The 25,539-nt window shown below is 62.1% G+C and carries 21 protein-coding genes and 3 pseudogenes; 11 read left to right on the top strand and 13 right to left on the bottom strand.

The annotated features are described in order from the left end of the window. Nucleotides 1-45: 45 nt before the first annotated feature. Complete coding sequence (locus FHT70_RS20965; RefSeq protein WP_183704553.1) at nt 46-2,133, bottom strand: ABC transporter substrate-binding protein; 2,088 nt, start codon at nt 2,131-2,133, stop codon at nt 46-48. Between the two features lie 121 nt (nt 2,134-2,254). Then, nucleotides 2,255-3,721, bottom strand: coding sequence for an alpha-glucosidase/alpha-galactosidase (locus FHT70_RS20960; RefSeq protein WP_097598950.1), 1,467 nt, complete (start codon nt 3,719-3,721; stop codon nt 2,255-2,257). 244 nt (nt 3,722-3,965) lie between these two features. Here FHT70_RS20960 and FHT70_RS20955 point away from each other — a divergent pair, with 244 nt between their 5' ends. Both FHT70_RS20955 and FHT70_RS20950 read left to right on the top strand, forming a co-directional pair. Further along, nucleotides 3,966-4,808 carry an AraC family transcriptional regulator gene (locus tag FHT70_RS20955; RefSeq protein ID WP_183704643.1) on the top strand — a complete coding sequence of 281 codons (843 nt, stop codon included), beginning with the start codon at nt 3,966-3,968 and terminating at the stop codon, nt 4,806-4,808. 232 nt (nt 4,809-5,040) lie between these two features. After that, nucleotides 5,041-6,561: a mechanosensitive ion channel family protein gene (locus FHT70_RS20950; RefSeq protein WP_183704551.1), complete on the top strand. Its 1,521-nt coding sequence runs from the start codon at nt 5,041-5,043 to the stop codon at nt 6,559-6,561. A 43-nt stretch (nt 6,562-6,604) separates the two neighbouring features. Here FHT70_RS20950 and FHT70_RS20945 read toward each other — a convergent pair whose 3' ends face one another. Next, the gene (locus tag FHT70_RS20945; RefSeq protein WP_183704549.1) at nt 6,605-7,666 is read right to left on the bottom strand and encodes a class I SAM-dependent methyltransferase; all 1,062 of its coding nucleotides are present in this window, start codon (nt 7,664-7,666) and stop codon (nt 6,605-6,607) included. Between the two features lie 181 nt (nt 7,667-7,847). On the opposite strand from FHT70_RS20945, the gene FHT70_RS30440 reads away from it, so the two are divergent. From FHT70_RS30440 to FHT70_RS20925, 4 genes are all read left to right on the top strand, one after another. Beyond that, complete coding sequence (locus FHT70_RS30440) at nt 7,848-8,183, top strand: XRE family transcriptional regulator (RefSeq protein WP_246721903.1); 336 nt, start codon at nt 7,848-7,850, stop codon at nt 8,181-8,183. Then, a complete protein-coding gene (locus FHT70_RS20940; RefSeq protein ID WP_183704548.1) occupies nt 8,184-8,441 on the top strand; it encodes a hypothetical protein in 258 nt (85 codons plus the stop codon). Between the two features lie 9 nt (nt 8,442-8,450). After that, the gene (locus tag FHT70_RS20935) at nt 8,451-8,690 is read left to right on the top strand and encodes a hypothetical protein (RefSeq protein WP_183704547.1); all 240 of its coding nucleotides are present in this window, start codon (nt 8,451-8,453) and stop codon (nt 8,688-8,690) included. Between the two features lie 267 nt (nt 8,691-8,957). Further along, nucleotides 8,958-11,519, top strand: a complete 2,562-nt coding sequence (locus tag FHT70_RS20925; RefSeq protein ID WP_183704546.1) for an FAD-dependent oxidoreductase — start codon at nt 8,958-8,960, stop codon at nt 11,517-11,519. An 81-nt stretch (nt 11,520-11,600) separates the two neighbouring features. Here the strand turns inward: FHT70_RS20925 and FHT70_RS20920 are convergent, their stop codons facing one another. The 3 genes and pseudogenes from FHT70_RS20920 to FHT70_RS20910 form a co-directional block, all read right to left on the bottom strand. After that, on the bottom strand, nt 11,601-12,338 hold the full coding sequence (locus FHT70_RS20920; RefSeq protein WP_183704639.1) for a phosphatase PAP2 family protein: 738 nt from the start codon (nt 12,336-12,338) through the stop codon (nt 11,601-11,603). A 292-nt stretch (nt 12,339-12,630) separates the two neighbouring features. Next, nucleotides 12,631-12,999 (bottom strand): annotated as a pseudogene (locus FHT70_RS20915) (response regulator); the annotation flags it as partial. Nucleotides 13,000-13,099: 100 nt separating this feature from the next. Next, nucleotides 13,100-13,219: pseudogene (locus FHT70_RS20910) on the bottom strand (DNA-binding response regulator); the annotation flags it as partial. Between the two features lies 1 nt (nt 13,220). On the opposite strand from FHT70_RS20910, the pseudogene FHT70_RS20905 reads away from it, so the two are divergent. Continuing rightward, a pseudogene (locus FHT70_RS20905) lies at nt 13,221-13,856 on the top strand (hypothetical protein); the annotation flags it as partial. 202 nt (nt 13,857-14,058) lie between these two features. Further along, nucleotides 14,059-14,601, top strand: coding sequence for a hypothetical protein (locus FHT70_RS20900; RefSeq protein ID WP_183704544.1), 543 nt, complete (start codon nt 14,059-14,061; stop codon nt 14,599-14,601). 13 nt (nt 14,602-14,614) lie between these two features. Here the strand turns inward: FHT70_RS20900 and hutH (FHT70_RS20895) are convergent, their stop codons facing one another. The 5 genes from hutH (FHT70_RS20895) to FHT70_RS20875 all read right to left on the bottom strand — a co-directional run bounded on the left by hutH (FHT70_RS20895) (nt 14,615) and on the right by FHT70_RS20875 (nt 19,296). Then, nucleotides 14,615-16,108 (bottom strand): histidine ammonia-lyase, encoded by a 1,494-nt coding sequence (gene hutH, locus FHT70_RS20895; RefSeq protein ID WP_183704543.1) that lies wholly within the window; start codon nt 16,106-16,108, stop codon nt 14,615-14,617. Next, on the bottom strand, nt 16,105-16,881 hold the full coding sequence (locus FHT70_RS20890) for an ATP-binding cassette domain-containing protein (protein ID WP_097598840.1): 777 nt from the start codon (nt 16,879-16,881) through the stop codon (nt 16,105-16,107). The genes hutH (FHT70_RS20895) and FHT70_RS20890 overlap by 4 nt, the downstream gene beginning before the upstream one ends. Nucleotides 16,882-16,907: 26 nt before the next feature. Then, a complete protein-coding gene (locus FHT70_RS20885) occupies nt 16,908-17,612 on the bottom strand; it encodes an ABC transporter permease subunit (protein ID WP_097598839.1) in 705 nt (234 codons plus the stop codon). 10 nt (nt 17,613-17,622) lie between these two features. Then, nucleotides 17,623-18,348, bottom strand: a complete 726-nt coding sequence (locus FHT70_RS20880) for an ABC transporter permease subunit (protein ID WP_097598838.1) — start codon at nt 18,346-18,348, stop codon at nt 17,623-17,625. A 105-nt stretch (nt 18,349-18,453) separates the two neighbouring features. After that, complete coding sequence (locus FHT70_RS20875) at nt 18,454-19,296, bottom strand: transporter substrate-binding domain-containing protein (RefSeq protein ID WP_183704541.1); 843 nt, start codon at nt 19,294-19,296, stop codon at nt 18,454-18,456. Between the two features lie 192 nt (nt 19,297-19,488). On the opposite strand from FHT70_RS20875, the gene hutC (FHT70_RS20870) reads away from it, so the two are divergent. Further along, nucleotides 19,489-20,244: a histidine utilization repressor gene (gene hutC, locus FHT70_RS20870; protein ID WP_085780927.1), complete on the top strand. Its 756-nt coding sequence runs from the start codon at nt 19,489-19,491 to the stop codon at nt 20,242-20,244. A 27-nt stretch (nt 20,245-20,271) separates the two neighbouring features. Here hutC (FHT70_RS20870) and hutC (FHT70_RS20865) read toward each other — a convergent pair whose 3' ends face one another. Then, nucleotides 20,272-20,994: a histidine utilization repressor gene (hutC, locus tag FHT70_RS20865; protein WP_183704539.1), complete on the bottom strand. Its 723-nt coding sequence runs from the start codon at nt 20,992-20,994 to the stop codon at nt 20,272-20,274. Between the two features lie 60 nt (nt 20,995-21,054). Next, nucleotides 21,055-22,401 (bottom strand): formimidoylglutamate deiminase, encoded by a 1,347-nt coding sequence (locus tag FHT70_RS20860; RefSeq protein WP_183704537.1) that lies wholly within the window; start codon nt 22,399-22,401, stop codon nt 21,055-21,057. Nucleotides 22,402-22,522: 121 nt separating this feature from the next. On the opposite strand from FHT70_RS20860, the gene hutI reads away from it, so the two are divergent. Both hutI and hutH (FHT70_RS20850) read left to right on the top strand, forming a co-directional pair. Next, the gene (hutI, locus tag FHT70_RS20855; protein WP_183704535.1) at nt 22,523-23,785 is read left to right on the top strand and encodes an imidazolonepropionase; all 1,263 of its coding nucleotides are present in this window, start codon (nt 22,523-22,525) and stop codon (nt 23,783-23,785) included. Continuing rightward, on the top strand, nt 23,782-25,317 hold the full coding sequence (gene hutH / locus FHT70_RS20850) for a histidine ammonia-lyase (protein ID WP_183704533.1): 1,536 nt from the start codon (nt 23,782-23,784) through the stop codon (nt 25,315-25,317). Before hutI ends, hutH (FHT70_RS20850) begins: the two co-directional genes overlap by 4 nt. The last annotated feature ends 222 nt before the right edge of the window (nt 25,318-25,539 follow it).

Raw genomic sequence — 25,539 nt, 5'->3', positions numbered from 1 at the left:
ACTCTCCAGCGCGTCGCACGATCTGCGACGCGCTTTTGTTTCACATCAGTTGATCGGGCCCTTGTCACCGGGCTTGCCGGGCAGCTGCTCGGGGAACAGCTCGTATTTGCCCTGCTTGTCGGCAGCCACCCAGAGGCGTTCGCGGATCACCGAATCTTCAGCCCAGTTGAACATCATGATCGGCGTCCCCTGCGGCACGTTCGAGAAGCGCTTGTTGATGATCAGGGCGCCCGGATATTCCGTCAGGCCGACCGTGTTGACGTGTTCCGTCGAGATCTTCTGATACTGCTTCATCAGGCCGACGCGCTCGTCGTTGTCCTGGCTCGTCCTGAACTTGTTGACGACGTCGACGAGCTGCGTTTCGAAGGGCATCAGATCGAGCTGGTCATCCTTGCCGGCGCGATGGTGCCAGCTGGTGCGCGGACCGACGGGGGCAAGCTGCTCGGTATTCTGCACCACCGAAGACAGCTCCGTCGTGTTGCGCTGGATTAACCAGTCGAAGCGGCCGGCATAATGGGCGTCATCGCGCTTGGCGCCATCGAGCGCATTGAGGACGATCTTCAGCCCGAGCTTCTCCATCTGGCCGACGACACCTTCGGCAAGGCTCTTGTCGGTCGTGTACTGATTGTTGATCAGCATGACGATTTCGACATCCTTGCCGCCCGCCGTACCAGCGGGGAAGTTGACGATGCCATTGCCATCGGTGTCCTTGAGGCCGGCTTTGGCGAGTTCCGCCTTGGCGCCTTTCAGGTCATAGGGATAGTAGACGGTGGAGTTGCGGTCGTAGAAGCTGGTGCCGGAGGAAAGTCCGCCCGGATAGATCGCCGTAAACGGCCCCTTGACCAGCGAGTCGCCGATCGCCTTGCGATCCAGCGCCATGGTGACGGCCTTGCGGAAATCCTCATTGCGGTTGAGCTCGCGGATCGCCTGGCCACGCTCGTCCGGGTTGCCCCAGCCATTGGCGGAGAAGTTCATGCGCAAGTTATAGCCGATCAGGCGCGGTCCGAAGGCCAAGCGGGCGGGCGCGGTTTTTTCGGCGGCGCGCTTCAGCGAAGCGACGAAGTTTTCCGGCTGCTCGAGGTTGGAGAAATCGGCGGATCCGGCCACCGCCTGAACGTCGCGGTCGGCCCAGGTCGAGAGCTTGTAGTGCAGCTCGTTGAGATAAGGCAGCTGGTTGCCCTTCTCGTCGGTCTTCCAGTAGTAGGGGTTGCGGCGCAGGACGATGATGTCGTCGGGGCGATATTCCACAGGCACCCAGGCGCCCATCACGGGCATGTTCATGAACTCCGGCGGGAAGGCGTTCTTGAACTGGTCGTAGGTGTTCTTCGAATATTTCGGATGCTGGGGCTTCAGGATATGCGACGGACCCGGGCAGAAGTTCGGGTAGGACATGGTGTAGAGATATTGCTTCGGGAAGGCTTCCTTGAAGGTCCATTCGACGGTGTAATCGTCGATCTTCTTCAGCGTCGTGCCGACACCGAAGGCCTCAGGCGAAGCGCCGCCGCCAAGCGGCGAGACGTTGGGATCGATGACCTCGTCGTCCCAGTAGAACATGATGTCGTCGGCGTTGAACGGCGCGCCGTCGGACCACTTGGCGCCTTCGATCAGGTGCATGGTCAGCTTATGGCCGTCCTCCGACCAGTCCCAGCTCTTGGCAAGGTTCGGCAGCGGCTCCGTATCCTTGGCTTCCACCTGGAAGAGCGGTGCGGTGCGCGTCAGGCATTCGGAGAGACCGATATCGATGCCGCCCCAGCCCTGCGTCTGGCCGGCGCCATAGTTCCAGCCCTCAGGCCGGCCGCCGATGACGTGACGCATCGTATCGCCGTAAACGCCGATGCCGTCGGGCATATTGCCTGTTTTGAAGACCAGCGGTTCCTTCGGCAGCCGGTCCTTGACGGGCGGTAGCTTGCCGGTGGAGACGAAATTCTTGGTGACCCAGTCGGGCTCGTGATATTCGGGCAGCGCCTTGAACTCCAGAATGGAGTCGCGCGCGACATAATTGATCTTGCCTTCGGCCGGAAAGTTCGGCGGCACCGGCGGAACGGTCGGCTCGGAGGCATAGGCGTTCAACGCCATGACCGAGACGCCGAGCGCCAGTCCGGCGAGAATGCTTGCGTTGCGGAAATTCATCATCGTTTCTCCCTCTGTTCCGGAGCGCGAACTCGGCGGCTCCTTTTCCTCGCACGATGTGAAGGCGGGTCTGATGTCATGGACCTCCCTCCCGGAAACCCATGACGACCCGTCTTTCACGAATTTACACGGCCTGTTTCAGAGCCGCCTTTTCGGCGCGCAGCTCCTCGATCGAGCGGACGTTGCGGCGGGCGGCGCCCGCCCAGTCGCGGGTCTGCACCTTCGATTTCGACAGCCGCTCCTTGGCGGCCGGCACGGCATCGGCATATTGCGGCAGCCAGCGCGCCTGGGCAACGACCATCTCGTCGACCATCTGCCAGACCTCCTCGGGCGTCGAGACGGCACCGACCAGCGGATCGTGCAGCACGGCAAGCTTCAAGAGGTCGATATCGCCCGAGACCGCCGCATGTACCGACATGCGCTGGACGTTGATCGAGGCGATGCAGGTCGCCGCACAAGCCTCCGGCAGGGTGACGCCCGAAACCATGTTGATGCCGAAGCGATCGACGAAGCCGGGCGATTCGATGATCGCATCGGACGGGAGGTTGGTGATGACGCCGTTGTTCTTGACGTTGAAATGGCCGCGATAGACCCGGTTCGTTTCCAGCCCCTCCAGAATGTGGCTGGCATGTTCGTTCGAGCGTTTGGCGGGATCGATCGGCTTGGAGGCGGATTCCAGGAATTGCGGGAATTCCGTCTCGAACCAGTTGCGGGTTTCCGTCGAGTGCCGGAGGTAGCCGCCGGTCTCGCCGTGGATCCAGTCGGACATATCGATCCAGCGGGTGATCTCTTCCGGCCGCTTGCGGTACCAGGGCAGATATTCCGAGAGGTGGCCGTTGCTTTCGGTAGAATAGACCCCGAACCGCTTCAGCACGTCGATGCGCAATTTCTCCTGCTGCGAATAGACGGGATGCGCCTCGAAGGCGGCGACCAGCTCGTCCTTGCCGATCTTGCGGCCGTTGAGGCGCAGATCGATGAACCAGGTCTGGTGGTTGATGCCGGAGCAGATGTAATCGAGCTCGCGCACCGACTTGGCGCCGAGCACCTCGGCGATCTGTTCTGCGCCGTGCTGGACGCCATGGCAGAGACCGACGGTGTCGACCTTGCCGTATTCGATCGCCGCCCAGGTGTTCATCGCCATCGGATTGGCGTAGTTGAGGAACTTGGCGCCGGGTTCGGCGACCTCTCTTATATCCTTGCAGAAGTCGAGGATGACGGGAATGTTGCGCTGGCCATAAAGGATGCCGCCGGCGCAGATCGTATCGCCGACGCACTGGTCGATGCCGTATTTCAGCGGGATCCTGATATCGTCGGCATAGGCTTCGAGCCCGCCGACCCTGACGCAGCTGATGATGTAGCGCGCGCCTTCCAGCGCCTTGCGCCGGTCGGTCGTTGCCGTCACCTTGGTCGGCAGCTTGTTTGCCTCGACGACCCGGTCGAGAATCGCCTTGATCATTTCCAGATTATGTTCGCTGATATCGGTCAGCGCGAATTCGATGTCGCGAAACTCCGGAACGCACAAAATATCGGTGAACAGCTTCTTGGTAAAACCGACGCTGCCCGCACCGATGATAGCGATTTTGAAACTCATGATCTTCACCTCGACCCAATCGAATGCTAGAGAAAAGATTGATAAGGAGGAGCAGACCGCATGCCGGCGCATGTGGTTGAAAAAGCCGTAAAACTGCCTGTTTTCCTCCCGGCCGCTCCATCGGCCGCGGTCTCTTCTTTCTTGTCGAGCGGGATTATGCCCGAAATCGGCAGGGCGACCAGAGAAGGATTATGCTTTCAGGGGTAATTTTGTGCTGCAGGATTTGATTGCCAACGGACAGGCGATGAGGACGGTTTCGCTGCCCCGCGGCCGGCAGCGATTGCACGCAATGCCGACCAGCGCCGGCTATGAAGTGCGTGAGAACGAGACCTACGACTGGGACGGCCGCCGGCGCGGCCAGACGCCCTTCACCGTGCTGCAGCACACGATCAGCGGCACCGGCCGGCTGCGCTACCAGAACCGCAATTACCGCCTCCAACCCGGCGATACGCTGCTCGTGCTCGTCCCCCACAACCACCGCTACTGGCTGGAGAAAGGCGACCGTTGGGAGTATTTCTGGATTTCGATGAACGGCGAGGAAACGCTGCGCATCCACAAGCTGGTGCTTTCCACAGCCGGTCCGGTCTTGAAGCTGCAGCCCTCGACCGTCGATCATCTCGCCGATTGCAGCCTCCGTCTGGTCAAGGGCGCGACGTCGGCGGGAGCAGCGTCGGCGATCGCTTATGAAGCGGCGATGGCCCTCTATGACGATGTCTTCAACTCGGCGGCTGTTGCCGCTGAACTCAGCCTCATGCAGCCGGTGATCGACCATATCAACGCCAATCTCGACAAGCCGCTGCCGGTCAGCGAACTCGCCGGCATCGTCGGCCTCAGCCGCGCGCATTTCTCGCGCAGCTTCGCCGAGAGCGAAGGCATGCCGCCGGCCGAATTCGTGCTGCAGCAGCGGCTACAGCGCGCCGTCAAGCTTCTGACCAAGGCGGACTTCCTGCCGGTCAAGGAAGTCGCCATCATGTGCGGCTTCGAGGACGCCAACTATTTCTCCAAAGTCTTCCGCCGCGTCTACGGCACCAACCCGACCGAATTCCGCACGACCGGCATGTATGCCAGCATCGGCAAGCTTCGCTGAGAGCCGGATCACCCGAAGGCGCAACGAAATCCATGGCTAGGTGGCGGTTTGACATCGCTTGAACGAACGGCAATGTTGCTTTTCCGGGCCTCCGGCTCGCCATGCCCGGCCGACGCCGCGAGGAAATGGAATTTCCTCAAGGCATATTCGATGACGGCGACGATGGTTCTTCGAACGGTCATTGCCATAGCGTTTCTGGCTGCACTCAGCCTTCTCTCGCGAGTTGATTTCGATGCTTGAAAGTCCCACATGGTCCGAGGCGCTTTCGGATCCCGTCGTCCAGGTGGGAGCGGTGGCCGTGATCGGCGCGATGGTTACCCGAGTTGCCCTTCGCCCCTTCCCGAGCTGGAAGCTGGCCGGTCAGGTGTTCTTCTTCGCGGCGCTGACCATCCTGCTTCTCTATCACGATATCGTGCCCTACGAGGTCAGCCCGACATCGTCTTCCGCCTTCGAACGTGTCTTCATCGGGGTTGCCAAGGTGGTCTGGTGGATCAATGCGGCCTGGGCGTTGATCGGCTTCGTTCGTGTCTTCCTGATCTTCGAACGGCAACCGCGGGAGGGACGCCTCGTTCAGGATCTGGTCATCGGCCTGATCTATCTCGGCGCGATCCTTTCGGTGGTGGCCTACGTCTTCAGCTTTCCCGTCGGAACGTTGATCGCCACCTCGGGCGTCTTCGCCATCATCCTCGGCCTGGCGCTGCAGAGCACGCTGAACGACGTCTTTTCCGGTATCGCACTCAATCTCGGCCGGCCTTACACAATCGGTGATTGGATCGTCCTCAACGATGGCGTCGAAGGGCGTGTCGTCGAAACCAACTGGCGTAGCACGCATCTCCTGAACGGCACGAACGACCTTGTCATCCTGCCCAACAGCTTCCTTGCCAAGGTGGGGCTGACCAACCTCAGCAGCCCCGACCGCAGCCACGGCGTCATGCTGACGGTCCGCGTCGTACCGACTGCGGGGCCATCGACGATCGTCGAGGTGATGCGCACCGTGCTTTTGAGCAGCGGCTCTATCCTGACGGAACCAAAGCCCGGCGTGCAGGTCAAGTCGCTCAATGCCGATGCGGTGGAGGTGGAGCTCTCTTTTCGCGTCAGGGATATTGGCCACGCCGGGCTGGCGAAGAATGAGATATTCGATCTTATCTACCGCCACATCAAGGCGGCCGGCCTCACCCTGGCGCGGCCGATCGATGCCGCAGGCCCGCCGTCCGACCGGGTGCAGCCGGAAGAAGTGGCAGGGCAGCATCGTCCGACGCCGCTCAAGCTTCTCGACGCCATCCCCCTGTTTGCCTCGTTGACGGAGGACGAGAAGGAGACGCTGGCCGCCTCGATGACGCGGCGGACCTTCAAGAAGGATGCGATTCTGATCGAACAGGGGGATACGGTCGCTTCGCTGATGATCGTGCGCAGCGGCGCCGTCATCGCGACACGCAAGGAAGGCCAAAAGGAAATCGAAGTCGGACGATTGGCACCGGGCGACTATTTCGGCGAGAGCGGACTGCTGATCGGCGCCGGCGAAGCGGCAAGCCTGCGCGCCCTCACCTTCGTGGTCATTTACGAAATTGCACAGACCAGTCTGACACCGTTGCTGCACGACAGGCCCGGCATCGCCGAGGAGCTTGCCGCCACCCTGACCCACCGCATCGAGACCGGCCAGCATTCCTTCGTGACCGAAGGCGCAACACTGAACGGCAGCTCGATGACTTCGCTGCTGATGCGAATCCGCCACCTGTTCCAGGTGCCGCAATAGCAGTCAGTGCCACTGCCACGCGCTGAAACACGACTGATGCGCCTTACGCCCGCACCTCGAACACCATGTTGAACGGCGTTTCGGTTGCACGGCGGAAATGCGTGAAGCCGGCGTCGAGTGCAACCTTTCGAAGCCTCATTTCTCCGGCCTGAGCGCCGAGCCCGAGCCCCACCTCCTGGGAGAGCGATGCCGGTGTGCAGATCATCGTCGACGCCCCATAATAGACGCGGCCCACCGGATTGAGATTGTCCTTCAGGTGGTCATGGGCGAAGGGTTCGACGATGAGCCATGTCCCATTCGGCGCAAGCGTTTCCTTGACATGCCGCCCGGCGCCGACCGGATCGCCCATGTCGTGGAGGCAGTCGAACATGGCGACCATATCATAACCGCGCCCCGGAAACTCGGCCGCCTTGCCCTGCTCAAAAGTCACCCTGTCCCCGACGCCCGCCTCTTTCGCGGCGGCCCTTGCTGCTTCTATCGACGGACCGTGATAGTCGAAGCCGGTAAATCGGGAGGCAGGATAGGCCTGCGCCATCAGGATGGTCGATGCCCCGTGACCGCAGCCGACATCGGCGACATTGGCACCGGCCTTCAGCTTTTCCTCCATTCCGGAAAGAGCCGGGATCCACTCGTTGACAAGGTGGCTGTTGTAGCCCGGGCGAAAGAACCGCTCGGTTCCCCGGAACAGGCATGCGCTATGTTCATGCCAGCCAAGACCCTTGCCGGTGCGGAATGCTTCGGCGACTTTTGGCTCGTCCATCCACATGGATTGCACAACCTCGAAAGCGCCCACGAAGAAGGCGGGGCTGTTTTCCTCGGCGAACACCATCGCCTGTTCCGGCGTCAGGCTGAAACGATCCGATTTTTCATCATAGCTGACATATTCCGCCGCCGCCTGGGCGCTGAGCCATTCCCTGAGGTAGCGCTCCTTCACCCCCGTTTTCGCGGCAAGCTGCTCGACGCTCAAAGGCGTCCCATCGGCCATCGCCTTGAAGATTCCGACTTTGTCACCGAGCACGACCAAGGCGCCCGACACGGCGGCGCCGACGTCGCCAACAAGACGACCGACAAGAGCATCGAGTTTCTGCATGTCCGGCTCACGCATTGCAACCTCCCCGGCGCGTGATAAGAGGGCTTAAATTAGGCCTTGGCGATATTCAGTCAATCAACCTTCCTATCGCCCAATAGGGTAGCGGGTTCGATCCGGTATCAGCACATTCGCTTGCTTTCTTCGCCGGCGCTCACATCTCTCATAGTGCTGACCGAGTCCAACCATCCGTGTATCAATGCCAATTGATGACTTTTCTCTATCCGCATCTCAGTGCCGCGCGGCACGAGCTCTTATCGCGTGGTCTGAGGACGATCTATCTTCAGCCGCGAAAATCCCTAAGGCGACGATTGCCCGTTTCGAAGCCGGGAAGCTTTCCCCTGACGAGCAGACCCTGCGGGACCTGAAGGAGAGTTTGGAGGCAGCGGGCGTTCTTTTCATCCCGGAGAATGGTGGCGGCGCGGGCGTTCGCTTGGCAAGATCTGCATCGGATTCTATAGACACTGACGAGACTCAGACGGTCCAATACGAAGAACATCTCAAAAACGACGCCCCTCCCGGCGCTGGCGGTTGAATGGCAAAGAAACAGAAGCTTGAGCACTCCGAATTGGCGGGGGAATTTACCGAAGACGGGGTTACGGTGCTCGTCGATATCTTTCGAGCCGCCGGCAGCAATGAAGACTGGACGATGGAAGTCGTCACCCAGGCAGAGGACCTGATCCAGTGGGACGAGCCGTTCGCGACGGACCGCGAAGCTTTCGACGAATTCCTCGCGGTCGTGGCGCGGGACGGCATCCGCTCCTTTCTCGACGACGAACCTTCCGTGCATTGAGGGCCGGCCGTGAAGAGTATCAATGATCTCGTCGCCTCGGCGAAAACCGTCTGCGACCGATACCGGGCCGGCCGGATGGAGCGCGAGACCGTGCGGGAATGGGTCCTTCGGCTGGGCGCCTATCCCCCGCCGCACGGAGACCGCGTGCGCGAAGCGGCTGAATGGTTCCGCCTGCACAATCGCGAGCCGGTTTCCGACGATATAGTGCTCAGAGACATCGATCGGCTCAACGCAATTTCAGCCCCGTGATCCGGGCAGGCGAGCTCTATCTGAATAACCTCAGCCCCGATCCGGACTGGCGCAATTACGCCGTTACTCGACGGCGTAGGACCAATGACGATTGTGAGCCTTATGCATAATGGCTTATCCAGCTTCGGGAGGGAGAGGTCTGGGGTTTTGCAGCTTCGGCAAATGTGACACGCTCACGAGGCTGACATGGCTCCTGCATCTCACGCGAAGCGTAAGCCAAGCGCGGCTCGGTAGTTTTAATTCGTGCGGAAATAGAAGGAACAGCACGTGGCAGCATTTCCGGAAAAGGCAAAGGTCGTCATCATCGGGCTCGGCGGCATCGTCGGCGCCTCCATCGCTCATCATCTGGTCGAGCGCGGATGGGACGATATCGTCGGCATCGATAAGTCGGGCATACCGACCGACATCGGCTCGACAGCGCATGCCTCGGACTTCTGTTACACGACGAGCCACGACTATCTGTCGGTCTGGACAACGCAATATTCGATCGATTTCTATGAGAAGATGGGCCACTACGCCCGCATCGGCGGCCTCGAAGTGGCGCGAACCGGCGACCACGCCTGGATGGAGGAAATCAAGCGCAAGCTTTCCTCGGCACGCGCTTTCGGCACCCGCGCCCATTATGTCAGCCCCGCCGAGATCAAGGAGAAGTTCCCGCTGATCGAGGAAGATCAGGTGATGGGCGGCCTTTTCGATCCGGATGCCGGCCTCGTCATTCCGCGCTCGCAGACCGTTGCCGGCAAGCTGGTCGACGCCGCCGAAAAGGCAGGCAAGCTCAAGGTGTTCGGCAACACCCCGGCGAAGTCGCTGATCGTCGAAGGCGGCCGCATCAAGGGCGTCGTCACCCATCGCGGCACCATCATGGCCGACCACGTCATCGTCTGCGCCGGCCTCTGGGGCCGCCTTATCGCCGAGATGGTCGGCGAAGACCTGCCGGTCATGCCGGTCGACCATCCGCTCACCTTCTTCGGTCCCTATAACGAGTTCGAAGGCACCGGCAAGGAAATCGGCTTCCCGCTGCTGCGGGACCAGGGCAACTCCGCCTACATGCGCGACACCGGCGACCCGGCGACGACCGAGGGTGGTCAGATCGAGTGGGGCTATTACGAAGCCACCAATCCGCGCATGTGCCATCCGCGCGAACTTCTCGAAAAACACGAAGCACGCCTTTCGCCGTCCCAGCGCGACCTCGAGATGGAACAGATCCTCGAGCCACTCGAGCGCGCCATGGAACTGACACCGATCCTCGGCGAACTTGGCTATAACGAAGGTCACTCCTTCAACGGCCTGCTGCAGGTTTCCGCCGCCGGCGGCCCATCCTGCGGCGAGAGCCAGAAGGTGCGCGGTCTCTGGTATTGCGTTGCCATCTGGGTCAAGGACGGCCCGGGCTATGGCAAGCTGATCGCCGACTGGATGACCGATGGCCGTACCGAAATCGATCACAACAGCATCGACTATGCCCGCTTCTATCCGCATCAGCTGACGGAAGAATTTATCGAAGGCCGCTGCTTCGAAGCCGCCCAGAAGATCTACTTCCCGGCGGTTCACACCCGCGAACCCTATGCATCCGGCCGCAACGTCAAGCGTTCGCCCTTCTACGAGCGCGAAAAGGAGCTTGGCGGTTACTTCATGGAGCTTGGCGGCTGGGAGCGTGCGCATGGCTACGCCGCCAATGAGCACCTGCTGGAGAAATACGCCGACCGCGTCCCGGTTCGCGAGAACGAATGGGACAACCGTCATTTCTGGCGCGTCTCGAATGCCGAACACCTGGCGATGAGCGAGGATTGCGGCATCGTCAATCTCAGCCATTTTCACATGGTCGATATCGAGGGGCCTGATCATGTCGAGCTGATGGAGTGGCTGTGCGCCGCCAAGATCGGCGGCGATGCCAACATCGGCAAGGGTATCTACACCCACTTCCTCGACGACGAAGGCATGGTGCGCGCAGACTTCACCGTGTTCCGCATGGCCGACCGCTGCCGCCTCGTCAACGGCGCCGATGCCGGCCCGCGCGATCTGCACTATGTGAAGCGGGTCGCTCAAGACCGCGGCCTTGACGTGACCGTCACCGATGTCTCGGAGAAATTCGTGACGATCGGCATCTGGGGTCCGAACGCGCGCGAGACGCTGAAGAAGGTCGTAGCCGATCCGGCCGGGCTCGATCAGGAAAACTTCGCCTTTGCGGCGATCAAGCCGATCGAAATATCAGGCAAGACCGTCACCGCCTTCCGCATCTCCTATGTCGGCGAGCAGGGCTGGGAATTGCACATGAAGTACGAAGACGGCCTCGCCGTCTGGGATGCGCTGCGCTCGACCGGCGTGATGGCTTTCGGCGTCGAGACCTATGCGAACTCGCGCCGCATGGAGAAGAGCCTGCGCCTGCAGAACGCCGACCTCCTGACCCAGTACAACCTGATCGAAGCCGATCTCGCCCGCCCGAAGGTCAAGGAAGCCGATTTCCGCGGCAAGGAAAAGCATCTGGAATACAAAGCGCGCGAGCACCAGCCGGCCATGCTCTGCACGCTCGTCATGACCGAGAATACCGATAAAACAGGCGTGAAGCGCTATCCCGTCGGCAACCTGCCGGTCGTCGATCCCGCCACGGGAGAGGTTCTGGTCGACGAGCTTGGCCGCCGGTCCTACACGACCTCGATCGCCTACGGCCCGACGGTCGGCAAGAACATCGCCCTCGCCTATCTGCCGTGGTCGCATTGCCAGGTCGGACGCAAGCTTGAGGTCGAGTATTTTGCAGAGAGCTATCCGGTGGAAGTCGTCGGCGTCGGCTACAAGCCGATCTATGACCCGGAGAATCTGAAGCCGCGCACCTAATCACTCAAGCACGTGTGGCGCCGCAGGCACGCGGTGCCACACGCATGAGGCTGAGCGGCTGTAGCAGAATTTTGCTGAATGCTATTTGCTGTCGCCAGCGGCAGTTTCGACGCTATCGTCGACGGGACGGCTTGAAATGAACTGTTTCGAGATCAGCCAGCAGCCGAGCGCCCAGAGCGCGCCGGCGCACCATCCGGCGAAAACGTCCGTCGGATAATGAACGCCGAGGTAGATCCGGCTCAAACCGATGATGACGGCCAGAAAGACGCCGGCGCCCATGACGAAAATCCGCGTCGAGGGATAACGTTGTGTGCGCGCCAGCAGCGCCCCGAGCGTCAGATAGGTCACCGCCGAGACCATGGCATGGCCGGAGGGAAAACTGAGATCGCTCACCTCGACGAGGTGCGGCACGACATCGGGGCGCGGCCGCGCGACGAGGATCTTCAAAAGCGTACTCGCCAGCCACCCTGACAGCACCGAGGAAAAGACGAAGATCGCGATCGGCCAGCGCCGGTCGAGCAAGAGATAGACGGTCACGAGGACAGTCATCAGCGACAGAACGGTGATGCCGCCGAGGCTGGTGATGTCGCCGACGGCGTGCGTCAGCCAGGCGGGACCGATCGGCATGCTGAGATCGCTCGGCCGCCGCAGCGCCAGCAGGATCGCCTCGTCAAACCGGAACGTCTCCCCTTCCAGGACCTCGCTCGTCAATCGCTGGAGCACGAACAGCCCTCCCGCGACGGATGCCAGCATAATGAGCGTCAGCGGCTCATAGGCGGTAAGCCTTGTCAGAAAACCTCGTCGTTGAACCTCAGTCATGCGTGCCGTCGAGCTCCCTTTACTCATGTCGGTCTTCGCCAAATCGGCAATGCAACCTCAGGATTCAAGCCCAGCTGCGTTCAAGGCTCCTGAAGCAGGTTTTTTTACGCCCGGCGGGGCAGCCCATAATTCATCGACACCACTGAGATAGGGAAACGCATTGATCCGGTCGAGTCCTGATAAAGGACTGCGGGAGCCGGGTCGGCAAGACGCGGTACTGCCGCACACCATCAAGCGGCGATCGAGCAGACCGACGGCCTTCGAAAGCGCAACGTCTACAGCTTCGATCAGCTCACAATCCCAAAGCCTTGTTGATGGCCGCAATGAGCGCGGCTCCGGAAAATTGCTTCCGCAGATAAGCAACACAGCCCACCTTTTCCGCCTCCGCCTTCACGGAAGCGGTTTCCAACGCCGTGATGAAAATCACCGGAAGGTTTGTCCCCTCGGCCTTCAATCTGCGTTGGAGATCGATGCCCGACATGCCACCGAGGTCGATATCAAGGACAAGGCAGTGTATCGCCGTTTCTCGCTCGCGAGCGAGAAAGGCCTCGGCAGATGCATACTCCATGGCCAGAAAACCGTAGGCGTTGAGCAGCCGCCCGAGGCTACGCCGCAAGCTTGCGTCATCATCGACGACAGCGACCGTGCGGCGAAGGTTCTCTCATGCTCCTTCTTTCGAACATATGAGAGACTAACGGTTGCCGGTCAAACTAGGCCGCTTGGAGGTCGATTGATATTGTCCTAAGGGGAAGGACATCGGATCACCCCACCGGCGATGCCGTATCCTGGTCGATGAGACCGATATTTGCGGCGATCGACACCGCCTCGGCCAGTGACCGTACGGCAAGCTTTTCCATGACCTGATGGCGATGCACCTTCACGGCTGCCGGCATATCCGGCGATATTGGGCAGTTTGGGCTTCCGGAAGTCCATCTCGACTCTGACTTCAGCGATATTCTCGAAAATCTCGACTTCGCGTTCATGGCGGCAGGCGAAGCAAGATACGATCGCTTCAGCATCGTTGGTGACGTGATCTACACCAAGCTCGGTGCCGACGCCGACACGCCTGCCGGCATCCTTGCCGAAAGCGTCGATGTGACATCGAAGACCTTCGCGGGATTTCTTGGCGTCGGTTACGCCGTGCTCGAAGAGCAAAATGGCCACCTCGACGTGGTCGGTGGGATGAAGGTCTGGTCGGCCAAAACCGAGATCTCCTTCAATGGCGGTATTCTCGCCGGAGTGGATGTCGAAGACAGCGCCACATGGGTCGATGCCGTCGCCGGCGTCAGAGGAAACTACTTCTTCACCCCGGAAATCTATCTTACCGGCTGGGGTCTGGTGGGCGCCGGCGGCGCCGATCTCGACTGGGACATAGCGTTGGGCCTCGGCTACAAGTTCAACAACAGCATCTCGGCGGTCGCCGGGTATCGTGCACTGGGCGTCAATTACGACAACGACGGCTTCGTCTTCGACGTTGTGCAGCAAGGGCCGATCTTCGGAGTCGCCATCCGGTTCTGACGCGGACTGACGAACTTCGTACTGCTAGCGATTATCCTTCAGTGTGCTTCTGGCGTTCTTCGGGAGCGGGAATGACGACGCCCAGGACGCACCAGATGCGACTGCGTTCTTGTACGCGAAAAGTCGCGCGACGCTTTGGTAGCAAAAGCTCAACCTTCTTTTGCTATCGCTGGAGCCGATTGTCCTGGAGAAGATTTCCGCGATGAAAATTCTGACCGCGATGGTTCTGATGGCATCCGTCCTGCAGCCGGTCACAGCCCTTGGCGAGACCGAATGGATGGGCGGCGCGCGGCAATGGTCGGTCGGCTTTGCGAACGAGAGCCCTGCCTATTGCCGGCTGCTGTGGGACAGCGAGATCGGCAAGACAATGGAATTCCGTCAGAGCGCCACCGAGACCTTCTGGCTGGTGACCAAGACCAGCTGGGACATTCCGGCCGGCACCACGACAGACGTGACGCTGACCGATCGCAACGTGACGAAAGTGGTTGCCGCCGAATTCTTCGACAAGACGACGCTTCGCCTCTGGCCACCGGCGAGCAAAGGAAATGACGGACTGAAGAAGATCATCAAGAATTCCTTTTCAGGAACCCCTGACGTGCAACTGACCTTTGCCGGCGACGAAGGCGACTGGACGCTGCCGCTCTCGCGGGTTGACCAGCTCTACCCGACCTATCGCAAATGCCTCAAACGCCTTGAAGCCGGCGGAAAAGCCAAGCAGGATTCCGAAACCGGCAAGCCGTTCTGACGGTCTGCCCGATTCAATTCATGGGTGGCGGCGCACTCTCGCGGATCAGGCTGCGCACGGTCTCGATATCGCCGTTGAGCGGCCGCTCGTCGCCATAATGGGAGATACGCTCCCGCACGGCCTGATAGATAAGATCCGTGCCGGCCGCCCGCGGCGCCGTCGCCGCCAGGAAATCATGCGCCTGGGCGGCAGCCATCAGCTCGATCGCCAGGATATATTCGGCATTGTCGATGACGGCGAGCAGCTTGCCGGCGGCGGCTGTGGGATGGGCGAGGAAATCCTCCTGCAGGCCGGAGGTCAGCCCGCCGTCAAGCGCTGCGGGCGCGGCGAGGCGGCGATTTTCATTGCTGAGGGCCGCTGCGGTATACTGGGCGATCATGAAGCCGGAATGGCTGCCGGCATCGCTCGCCAGAAATGGCGGCAGGCCGCTCACCAGTGGATTGACCAGCCGGTCCATGCGCCTCTCGCTGATCGCACAGAGCTGCGCCATTGCAACGGCGAGGCAGTCGGCCGCCTGCCCGAGCGCCGGGGCGACCGCATGCGCCTCGGACGAGACGACGGGTTCTTCCGGAGTGCCTGAAACGGCGGGATTGTCCGTTACCGAAGCGAGCTCCTGATCGGCGATGCGGGCGGAATTGTCGAAGACATCACGGGCGGCTCCGTGGGAATGCGGCACCGAACGAAGGCTCAGCGCATCCTGGGTGCGCCGCCCAAAGGCGGCGGCGATGAGACCGCTGCCCTGGAGCCGTGCGCGCAGCGCAGCGCCTACTTTCTCAATTCCCGCAGATGGCCGAAGCGCCAGCACGGCTTCGTCGAAGGCGGCGATCTGGCAGCCAGCCGCTTCCAGCGTCAGCGCCGCGATGGCATCGGCCCAGTCGAGCAACCGCTCGGCGCGCCAGAGTGCCACTGAGGTCAAGCCCGTGGAGCAGGCCGTCCCGTTGACGAGGCTCAAACCCTCCTTGGCGCCGAGTACCAGCGGGGCAAGCCCGATCGCCGCAAGCGCTTCGCGGCCGCTCATACGCCGTCCGGCGAGCGTCGCGCTGCCTTCGCCGATCAGGACGAGCGCGGTATGGGCATTATGGGTGAGATAACCGGCCGAGCCCTTGGATGGCACGTCCGGAATGCAATCATGCTCCAACAGGGCCGCAAGATGCTGGACGATCTCACGCCGCACGCCGGAATGGCCGTGGGCAAAATTGGCGATCTCGGCGGCGATGATGGCGCGCACCTCGCGGGCGGGCAGAAGCGGTCCGACGCCACAGGCATGGCTGAGCACGATGCTGCGCGACAGCAGGCTCTGCGAGGCGCGGTCGACCACCGTATCGGCCAGCGCCCCGACGCCGGTGTTGACGCCATAGGCGCGCACGCCGGTTTCGACGATGCGCGCGACGATCCGGCTTGCCCTTTTGACCCGCGCCCAGGCAGCCGGCGACAGCGCAAGCGCCTCCCCTGCCCCGATGCGCGCAACATCGCGCCAGCCCAGCACCTTATCGAGGACGACCGTCATCGACCCGTTCCGAAATGACCGATGAACTGGCGGAAGGCGGGTGTGGCGCCGCCGGCAAACATCTCGTCCGGCGTGCCGCTGCTTTCGATCAGCCCTTCGCGCATGAAGACGACGCGGTTCGAGACGTTGCGGGCAAAGCTCATCTCATGGGTGACGACGAGCATGGTCATGCCCTCCTCGGCAAGCGCCCGCATGACGCGCAGCACCTCGCCGACGAGTTCCGGATCCAGCGCCGAGGTCGGCTCGTCAAACAGCATGACCTTCGGCTTCATCGCCAAGGCGCGTGCGATTGCGGCGCGCTGCTGCTGGCCGCCGGAGAGATGGGCGGGATAGGCATGGCGTTTGTCTGCGATGCCGACCTTTTCGAGCAGCGCCTCGGCCTCGGCGATACATTCGGCGCGCGGCCGCTTCAGCACATGGATGGGTCCCTCGATGACATTCTGCAGGATGGTCATGTGGGACCAGAGGTTGAAGGACTGGAACACCATGCCGAGTTCGGAGCGGATATGGTCGACCTGCTTCTGGCTCGCCGGCCTTGTCTTGCCGTTCTTGTGGACCATCTCGATATGCTCGCCGTCGACCCAGATTTCGCCGTCGCTGGCGGTTTCGAGCAGGTTGATGCAGCGCAGGAAGGTCGATTTACCGGAGCCTGAGGCGCCGAGCAGCGAAATCACGTCGCCGTCCTCGGCATCGAGGGAAATGCCGCGCAGCACTTCATGGGTGCCGAAGCTCTTGCGGATGTTGCGAACCGAAAGTCGGGTGACGCCTGGCATGGTTGCTCCAATCAGGTCAAAAACGCCTATGCCTTCAGCGGCTGCGGGGCCGCTCGGCGGTGTCGGGAGAGCGAATATTCAAGCAGGGCCATGCCCTGCAGGATGATGAAGTTCAGAACGAGATAGATGATCGCCGCGCAGAGGAAGACCTCCATCGTCCGGTAGGTCTGCGAGATCAGCCGCTGGGCGACGCCGGTGACCTCCCACACGGTAACGAGGCTTGCGAGCGCCGTCGATTTCATCATCAGCACGATCTCGGTGGAATAGGCCGGCAGCGCGTGGCGGAAGGCGATCGGCGCCAGGATGCGGCGCACCAGCAGGAAACCGGACATGCCAATCGAGCGCGCCGCCTCGATCTCCTTCGGCGACACGGCACGGATGCCGCCGCGGAAGATCTCCGCCGTATAGCCGGCAGTGCAGAGCGCCAAGGACAGGATGGCGCAGACCATCGGCTCGCGCAGAAACGGCCAGAGGAAGGAATAGCGGATGACGCCGAACTGGCCGAGGCCGTAGAAGACCAGGAACATCTGGATCAACAGCGGCGAGCCGCGGAAGACGAAGATATAACCTTTGGCGAAGCCCGAAAGCAGGCGGTTGCCGCTGACCCGCATCCAGACAATGACGAGGGCCAGCAGGCCGCCGAAGAAGATCGACAGCGAAAACAGGATCAGCGTCGTCGGCACGGCTTTCAGCAATGTGACCATGGTCGAGGCGAGAAACGTGAAATCCATCTTCGCCTCCTTACGCCTGGCCCATGGCCGATGCCGGCATGCTGCGATTGGCGCGGCGTTCGGCGCCGTTGAAGATGCGGTCCGAAAGGCTGGTCAGGATGAGGTAGAGCGCGCCGCCGGCGATGAAGAACAGGAAATACTGCCGCGTCGAGCCCGCCGCCACCTGGCTGGTGCGCATCAGCTCGGCAAGGCCTGTGACGGAGATCAGCGCCGAATCCTTGAGACTGAGCTGCCAGACATTGCCGAGGCCCGGAATGGCGAAGCGAAGCACCTGCGGCATGATGATGCGGCGAAAGCGCAGCCCGCGGTGCATGCCGATCGCCGAGGCGGCTTCGAGTTCGCCCTTGGAAATGGCGAGGAAGGCGCCGCGGAACACTTCCGCCTGATAGGAGCCGGAGATGATGCCGACGGCAAGCGCGCCGGCGGCAAAGGACGGTAGGCCGAGGAAACCCTCGTAGCCCATCGCCTTGCCGATCGAGGTGACGGCCGAGGAGCCGCCGAAATAGATGAGATAGATGATCAGCAGTTCCGGCACGCCGCGAAACACGGTGGTATAGACATTGCCGAGCGTGATGAGGAGCGGATTGCCGGAGAGTTTCGCGAAGGCGACGATCGCGCCCAGCACCGCGCCGATCGCCAGCGCCGTCGCCGTGACGGCGAGCGTCATCAAGGCGGCGAGAATGAGCAGCGCGCCCCATCCGGTTGAACCGAAGCCGAGCAGTTCCAAGCTTGCCATATCGTCCGTTCCCCGTCCGCGGCAGTGTCTTATGGATTTGAGAATAACGCGCGGTCTCCGGCGTTAAAGCCGGAGACCGCACCTGCGGCCAAGAGGCCGTAAGGCTTATTGCTGCGGGCTGACGTCGACCTTGAACCATTTCATCGAAAGGTTCTTGACCGTGCCGTCGGCCAGCGTCGACTTGATCGCCTCGTTGAACTTGTCACGCAGCTCGGTATCGGCCTTGCGGATGCCGAGGCCTTCGCCTTCACCCCAGATCGAGCCGACGATCTCCGGGCCGGTGAAAGCAAGCGCGCCATTGGCTGCCTCAAAGGCATTGGCGAAATAGACGGCGTCGTCGAAGCCGAGGTCGATGCGGCCGTTCTGCAGGTCGAGGTCGCGATCGGCGCCAGTCTTGTATTCACGGATCTCGGCGATATCGCCGAAATTGTCATAGACGAACTTGGCATAGACGGTCGCCGCCTGGATGCCGATGGTCTTGCCCTTGAAGAGTTCCTTCAGCGCGTCGATCTCCTTCACGCCGGTCTGGCCGAGCGTCATCTTGATCGTGGCGCCGGTGCCGGCGGCATTGGCGAGCGGGCTATCCTTGGCCGTGGCGAAAGCGGCGGGAGTCGCGGCATAGGGAATGGTGAAATCAATAATCTTCCGCCGCTCTTCGGTAATCGACAGCGCATCCATGATGACGTCGAACTTGCCGGCGTTGAGCGCCGGGATCATACCGTCCCAATCGGAGGCAACCAGCGTGCATTCGATCTTGGCGCGCTCGCAGAGCACCTTGGCAAGCTCAGGCTCGAAGCCACCAAGCGTACCGTCGGCATTGGTGAGATTCCAAGGCGCATAAGCACCCTCAAGGGTGATGGTCGCCTTCGTCCAGTCCTTGGAAAAGGCCGGAGCTGCGAAAGCGGAAAAGGCGGCGACGCCGCAAAAAAGGATTGCGCTTAATTTCATCGATGAATTCTCCTCTGGAGTTGAAACAGACCTTGCGGCACCGCCGATCTCCGCCGGCTTGCCCGTTCCGTCCTATTTTTTCATCGAGGACTGTTCGGGAGGTTGTATATGGTACCATATGAAAAAATTTGTGATATGCAAGAGAAAAGTCGATTTATATGGCGAATTGCATCCGTGCAAAAGGAATAGGCAATGAAGCGTTCCGACGAGATGAAACGCGACCTGGCAGGAAATGACAGCACGCCGCTCTATGCCGGCGTCAAACAGGTGATCCTCGACCGCATCCACAGTGGTGAATGGCCGCCGAAATACCGCGTTCCCTCGGAAAACGAACTGGTCGTCGAGCTCGGCGTCAGCAAGATGACCGCCAACCGGGCGCTGCGCGAACTTGCCAACGAGGGCGAACTCGTCCGCATCCAGGGTGTCGGCTCCTTCGTCGCCGAGCGCAAGGGCTATTCGGCGCTGTTCGAGGTGCGCAACATCGCCGAGGAGATCGCCGAACGCGGCCATGTTCATGAGGCGTCTGTCGTCATTCTTGCCCAGGAAACCGCCTCTCCCGAGATCGCCGACAGCTTGGAACTTGAAATCGGCGCGGCGGTCTTCCACTCGCTGATCGTGCACAGCGAAAACGGCGTTCCGGTGCAGATCGAGGACCGTTTTGTCCATCCGGAAGCCGCTCCCGACTATCTCAAGCAGGACTTCACGACGCTGACGCCGAACGCCTATCTGACGGCGGCCGCCCCGCTCAGCGGCTCCGAGCATGTCGTCGAGGCGGCGATGCCGCAGGCCTGGGAATGCAAGCTGCTCACCATTCTCAAGACCGAGCCGTGCCTGACGATCCGCCGGCGCACATGGTCGGCAAAACAGGTGGTCTCGACCGCCCGCCTCGTCTATCCCGGCTATCGCTATCGGCTCGAAGCACGCAGCGGCAAGATGTTCGAAGAGTGAAAACAGTCGCCACCTTGTATATGGAACCTACTGCGAGGCCGGCGTGAATCGCGCCACCAGCGCGTGGCGATCGCCCGGATAGGTGAAACGGACGTGGGTCACCGGACCGGCGCCGCTCCAGGTGCGGCGTTCGACTACCAGGCAGGCGGTGTTGCGGGCGATGTCGAGCGCCGCGGCCACCTCGGCAGTGGCGGAGACCGCGTGGATCCGGTGTTCGGCCGTGCTCCACGGTACCTGGCCAAGCAGCCACGGCCCCGGCGCCACCGTCAGAAAATCGGCATCGGCGGCCTCAGGCACGGTTTCAAGGCTGATCAGCCTCTCCTCGAGGCAGAAGGGCCGCGCCCCGGCATTGTGGACGCAGACCACCTCAACGACCGAAGACGCCACGGGCAGTTCCAGCCGGCTTCTGTCTTCCGCTTTCGCCTTGCGGCTCGCCTTCTTCGAAAGCGCATAGGAATAAGGCAGGTTCAGCGACTGCACCTCAGCCTTGATGTCGTGGATTTCGAGCACGGCCGATTGCGCCTGCGGCTGGGTGACGAAGCTGCCGGATTTCTTGCGGCGCTCGATCAGGCCTGCCTTGGCGAGCTGAGTCAGCACCTTGTTCACTGTCATACGCGAGCAGTCATACTGCGTGGCGAGGTCGACCTCGAAGGGAATACGATGCCCCGGTGGCCATTCGCCCGAGACGATACGCCCCTCGATCTCGCCCAGGATGCGCTGGTGCAAGGTCAGATCCCTGCTTTGGTTCATCGCCACGTTCCGATTGGTTCTCCGGTCTAGATCGAATGCCTTGAAAGGAAAAGTGCTTTTTCAGGCCGCCAGCAACTCGCCCATTGCGGCGAGGAACCGCCGGTCGATTGCGTCGCGCTCGCGATGGCGGCCGCCTTCCACCTGCTTAAAGCCGCGCGCCCACACGCAATCGACGGAAACGCCGCCGGCAAACAGCCAGTGATCGAGGATCTGATCGCCCGAGAGGTAGGGAACGGCTGACGTATCGAGCGAAACGAGATCGGCGTGATGACCCTCGACGAGGCCGGCCGGCGCTTTCAGCGCGCCGGCGCCGCCAGCAAGTGCGTGGGTGAATAGCGAAAGCGCCGTCGATCCGCCAGGTGCCGCGACGACATTGCGGGCGCGCAACGCCAGGCGCTGCGAATATTCGAGTTGGCGCAATTCCTCCGGCAGGGAAATCCGCACGTTTGAATCCGAACCGATACCGTAACGGCCGCCCTCTTCGAGGAAGAGCGGCGCGGTAAAGGCGCCGTCGCCGAGATTGGCTTCGGTGATCGGGCAGAGGCCGGCAATCGCCCCGCTCTTCGCCATCCGCCGCGTCTCGTCCTCGGTCATATGCGTTGCATGGATGAAGCACCAGCGCTGATCGACCGGCGCATGATCGAGCAGCCATTCCACCGGCCGCGCGCCGGACCAGGCAATGCAGTCCTCGACCTCCTTCACCTGTTCGGCGACATGGATGTGGATCGGCCCGTCGCCCGCCATCGGCACAAGCTTCGCCAACTCCTCGGGAGTGGCGGCCCGCAAGCTGTGCGGCGCCAGCCCGAGTTCGGCGCCGTCGAGCCGGCCGGTCACCACACGGCACCCATCCATCAGCCTTTCGAAGCTTTCCAGCGAATTGATGAAGCGTCGCTGGCCTTCAATCGGCGCGGCACCACCGAAGCCGGAATGGGCATAAAAGACCGGCAGAAGCGTCAGCCCGATGCCGGTCTCTTCGCTCGCAGCACCGATGCGTTCGGCAAGCTCGGCGATATTGGCATAAGCGCCGCCATCCGTGTCATGGTGGAGATAGTGGAATTCGCCGACACGGGAAAAGCCCGCCTCCAGCATCTCGGCATAGAGCTTGGCGGCGACCGCTTCGACATGATCGGGCGTCATCGCCAGGGCGAACTTGTACATGACCGTGCGCCAGCTCCAGAAGCTGTCACTGGCAGGCCCACGCACTTCGGCAAGACCGGCCATCGCCCGCTGGAAGGCATGGCTGTGCAGGTTGCCCATGGCGGGAACGATCAGGGCATGGCGCTCATTGCCGGGTGCTGCGGCAGCGTCGGGCTCGACCCGGGCGATGCGACCTTCTTCGAGCGTCAGCCGCACGTTCTTCCGCCAGCCTTGCGACGTCAGCGCCGTCTCCGCGTGAAGTATGGTCATGGCCTTCTTCTCCTCCTGCCGCGCCGCCGATCTTTCTTTTCCAGAAAAGCGCGCAAAATTTCTCTTGTCACCTGTTGATTATGTATATACATGTTTCGGCATAAGGAAAGGCGCAAAGCTGATGAGCGGGAACAATTTTTCTGAGGGTACCCCATCCGCCGATATCCGGCCGGTGCTGTGGCGAAATGCGCGGCTTGCGACGCTGGCGCCCGACAGAGCAGGTCTCGGCATCATCGAAAAGGGCGCCGTGCTGACTGAAGGGGGCCGTATCGCATTTGCTGGCGCCGAAAGCGAATTGCCGGCATCCGCCATCGAGAAATCCGAGATCGTGGATCTCGAAGGCCGCTGGGTCACCCCCGGTTTCGTCGACTGCCACACCCACATCGTTCACGGCGGCAATCGCGCCCGCGAATTCGAGATGCGCCTTGCCGGCGCGACCTACGAAGAAATCGCCCGCGCCGGCGGCGGCATCGTGTCCTCGGTGAAGGCCACCAATGCGCTGTCGGTCGAAGACCTCGTCGCCGAAGCGCTGCCGCGGCTCGATACGCTGCTTGCCGAAGGTGTCACGACGATCGAAGTGAAGTCCGGCTACGGGCTGAACCGGGCCGGCGAAGTGAAAATGCTGCAGAGCGCGCGCCTTCTCGGTCATATCAGACCGGTGCGCGTCGCCACCAGCTATCTCGGCGCGCATGCGACGCCGGTGGAATACAAAGGCCGCAACGGCGACTATCTCGACGATGTCGTGCTGCCCGGCCTCGACGACATGTATAATCTCGGCCTCGCCGATGCCGTCGACGGGTTCTGCGAGGGCATCGCCTTTTCCACGACCGAGATCGCCCGGGTCTTCGACAAGGCGAAGGCGCTCGGCCTGCCGGTCAAGCTGCATGCCGAACAGCTCTCCAATCTCGGCGGCGCCAAGCTTGCTGCGTCATACGGCGCGCTTTCAGCCGATCATCTCGAATATCTCGACGAAGATGGCGTTGCCGCGATGGCGGCTGCTGGGACTGTCGCCGTGCTCCTGCCCGGCGCCTTCTACGCCATCCATGAGAAGCAGAAGCCGCCGGTCGAGGCGCTGCGCCGGGCCGGCGTGCCGATCGCGATCGCCACAGACTGCAATCCCGGCACCTCGCCGCTGACCTCGATGCTGCTGACCATGAACATGTCGGCGACACTGTTCGGGCTCACCGTCGAGGAATGCATCGCCGGCGCCACCCGCGAAGGCGCCCGCGCTCTCGGCCTCATCGCCGAGACCGGAACGATCGAGCCCGGCAAGTCAGCCGATCTCGCCGTCTGGAATGTCGAAACCCTCGCCGAGCTCGTCTACCGCATCGGCTTCAACCCACTTCATGCGCGTATCTTCAAGGGCGAAAGGAACGGTCGATGACCATCACCCTCCACCCGGGCACCGTCTCGCTCAACGACCTCGAGACTATTTACTGGACGGGCGAGCCGGCAAGACTCAATCCCGCTTTCGATGCCGGCATAAACAAGGCCGCCGCCCGCATTGCCGAGATCGCCGCCGGCAACGCGCCGGTCTATGGCATCAATACCGGCTTCGGCAAACTTGCCTCGATCAAGATCGACAGCGCCGATGTCGCCACCCTGCAGCGCAATCTCATCCTGTCTCATTGTTGCGGCGTCGGGGCGCCGCTGCCGGAGAATATCGTGCGCCTGATCATGGCGCTGAAGCTCGTCTCGCTCGGGCGCGGCGCCTCCGGCGTGCGGCTGGAACTGGTGCGGCTGATCGAAGGCATGCTGGATAAGGGCGTCATCCCGCTGATCCCGGAAAAGGGTTCGGTCGGCGCTTCCGGCGATCTTGCGCCGCTCGCCCATATGGCGGCAGTGATGATGGGCGAGGCCGAAGCCTTTTTCGACGGCGAACGCCTTTCCGGCGCTGAAGCCCTCGAACGCGCCGGGCTGAAACCGGTCGTGCTCGCCGCCAAGGAGGGCCTGGCGCTGATCAACGGCACCCAAGCCTCGACGGCGCTGGCGCTCGCCGGCCTGTTCCGCGCCCATCGCGCCGCCCAATCCGCCTTGATCACGGGCGCCATGTCCACGGATGCGGCCATGGGCTCCTCGGCGCCCTTCCATGCCGATATCCATACGCTGCGCGGCCATAAGGGGCAGATCGACACGGCAGCAGCCCTGCGCGGCCTGCTCGAAAACTCCATCATCCGCCAGAGCCATATCGAGGGCGACGAGCGGGTGCAGGACCCCTATTGCATCCGCTGCCAGCCGCAGGTCGACGGCGCCTGCCTCGATCTCTTGCGCTCGGTCGCCCGCACGCTGGAGATCGAAGCCAATGCGGTCACCGACAATCCGCTGGTGCTCTCGGATAATTCCGTCGTCTCTGGCGGCAATTTCCACGCCGAACCCGTCGCCTTCGCCGCCGACCAGATCGCGCTCGCCATATGCGAGATCGGCGCGATCTCGCAGCGCCGCATTGCGTTGCTCGTCGACCCCACCCTCTCCTATGGCCTGCCGGCCTTCCTCGCCAGGAAGCCGGGCCTGAATTCCGGCCTTATGATCGCCGAGGTCACCTCGGCGGCGCTGATGTCGGAGAACAAACAGATGTCGCACCCGGCCTCGGTCGATTCGACACCGACCTCTGCCAATCAGGAAGACCATGTCTCTATGGCCTGCCACGGCGCCCGGCGCTTGCTCGGCATGACCGAAAACCTGTTCGCCATTATCGGCATCGAGGCGCTGACGGCAGCCCAGGGCGTCGAACTGCGCGCGCCGCTGTCGACGAGCCCGGAGCTTTTGAAGGCGATCGCTGCGATCCGCGCCAAGGTGCCGAGCCTCGATAGCGACCGCTATATGGCCGGGGATCTCGCCGCCGCCGCCGCACTGGTGGCGACGGGGGCGCTGAACAGCTCGGTTTCGAATGGCATTTTGCCGGTTTTGGAGGGTTGATCGTGATGTCTGTGCACTTTGCACCCCCCTCTGCCCTGCCGGGCATCTCCCCCACAAGTGGGGAGATCGGCTGGGCGGACCCGCTCGTTCCAATATCAATTGTTTGGCACAGCCCCATCCGCGGGTCGATCTTCGCCCTTGTGGGGGTCCGAAGGACGGGTCGAGACCCGCGGCTCGACCCCGGGTCCGGCAGGACAGAGGGGGGTAACGCCCGCAACGCCG

It is taken from the genome of Rhizobium sp. BK049 (assembly GCF_014193135.1).
Taxonomy (GTDB): Bacteria; Pseudomonadota; Alphaproteobacteria; order Rhizobiales; family Rhizobiaceae; genus Rhizobium.
The sequence above is the reverse complement of the archived record's forward strand: the minus strand, read 5'-3'. Positions and strand labels throughout refer to the sequence as shown.

Bases quoted from the DNA above. Each gene is read 5' to 3' on its own strand.
- FHT70_RS20965 (WP_183704553.1), bottom strand. From the start codon at position 2,133: ATGATGAATTTCCGCAACGCAAGCATTCTCGCCGGACTGGCGCTCGGC.
- FHT70_RS20960 (WP_097598950.1), bottom strand. From the start codon at position 3,721: ATGAGTTTCAAAATCGCTATCATCGGTGCGGGCAGCGTCGGTTTTACC.
- FHT70_RS20955 (WP_183704643.1), top strand. From the start codon at position 3,966: ATGAGGACGGTTTCGCTGCCCCGCGGCCGGCAGCGATTGCACGCAATG.
- FHT70_RS20950 (WP_183704551.1), top strand. From the start codon at position 5,041: ATGCTTGAAAGTCCCACATGGTCCGAGGCGCTTTCGGATCCCGTCGTC.
- FHT70_RS20945 (WP_183704549.1), bottom strand. From the start codon at position 7,666: ATGCGTGAGCCGGACATGCAGAAACTCGATGCTCTTGTCGGTCGTCTT.
- FHT70_RS30440 (WP_246721903.1), top strand. From the start codon at position 7,848: ATGCCAATTGATGACTTTTCTCTATCCGCATCTCAGTGCCGCGCGGCA.
- FHT70_RS20940 (WP_183704548.1), top strand. From the start codon at position 8,184: ATGGCAAAGAAACAGAAGCTTGAGCACTCCGAATTGGCGGGGGAATTT.
- FHT70_RS20920 (WP_183704639.1), bottom strand. From the start codon at position 12,338: ATGACTGAGGTTCAACGACGAGGTTTTCTGACAAGGCTTACCGCCTAT.
- FHT70_RS20900 (WP_183704544.1), top strand. From the start codon at position 14,059: ATGAAAATTCTGACCGCGATGGTTCTGATGGCATCCGTCCTGCAGCCG.
- hutH (WP_183704543.1), bottom strand. From the start codon at position 16,108: ATGACGGTCGTCCTCGATAAGGTGCTGGGCTGGCGCGATGTTGCGCGC.
- FHT70_RS20890 (WP_097598840.1), bottom strand. From the start codon at position 16,881: ATGCCAGGCGTCACCCGACTTTCGGTTCGCAACATCCGCAAGAGCTTC.
- FHT70_RS20885 (WP_097598839.1), bottom strand. From the start codon at position 17,612: ATGGATTTCACGTTTCTCGCCTCGACCATGGTCACATTGCTGAAAGCC.
- FHT70_RS20880 (WP_097598838.1), bottom strand. From the start codon at position 18,348: ATGGCAAGCTTGGAACTGCTCGGCTTCGGTTCAACCGGATGGGGCGCG.
- FHT70_RS20875 (WP_183704541.1), bottom strand. From the start codon at position 19,296: ATGAAATTAAGCGCAATCCTTTTTTGCGGCGTCGCCGCCTTTTCCGCT.
- hutC (WP_085780927.1), top strand. From the start codon at position 19,489: ATGAAGCGTTCCGACGAGATGAAACGCGACCTGGCAGGAAATGACAGC.
- hutC (WP_183704539.1), bottom strand. From the start codon at position 20,994: ATGAACCAAAGCAGGGATCTGACCTTGCACCAGCGCATCCTGGGCGAG.
- FHT70_RS20860 (WP_183704537.1), bottom strand. From the start codon at position 22,401: ATGACCATACTTCACGCGGAGACGGCGCTGACGTCGCAAGGCTGGCGG.
- hutI (WP_183704535.1), top strand. From the start codon at position 22,523: ATGAGCGGGAACAATTTTTCTGAGGGTACCCCATCCGCCGATATCCGG.
- hutH (WP_183704533.1), top strand. From the start codon at position 23,782: ATGACCATCACCCTCCACCCGGGCACCGTCTCGCTCAACGACCTCGAG.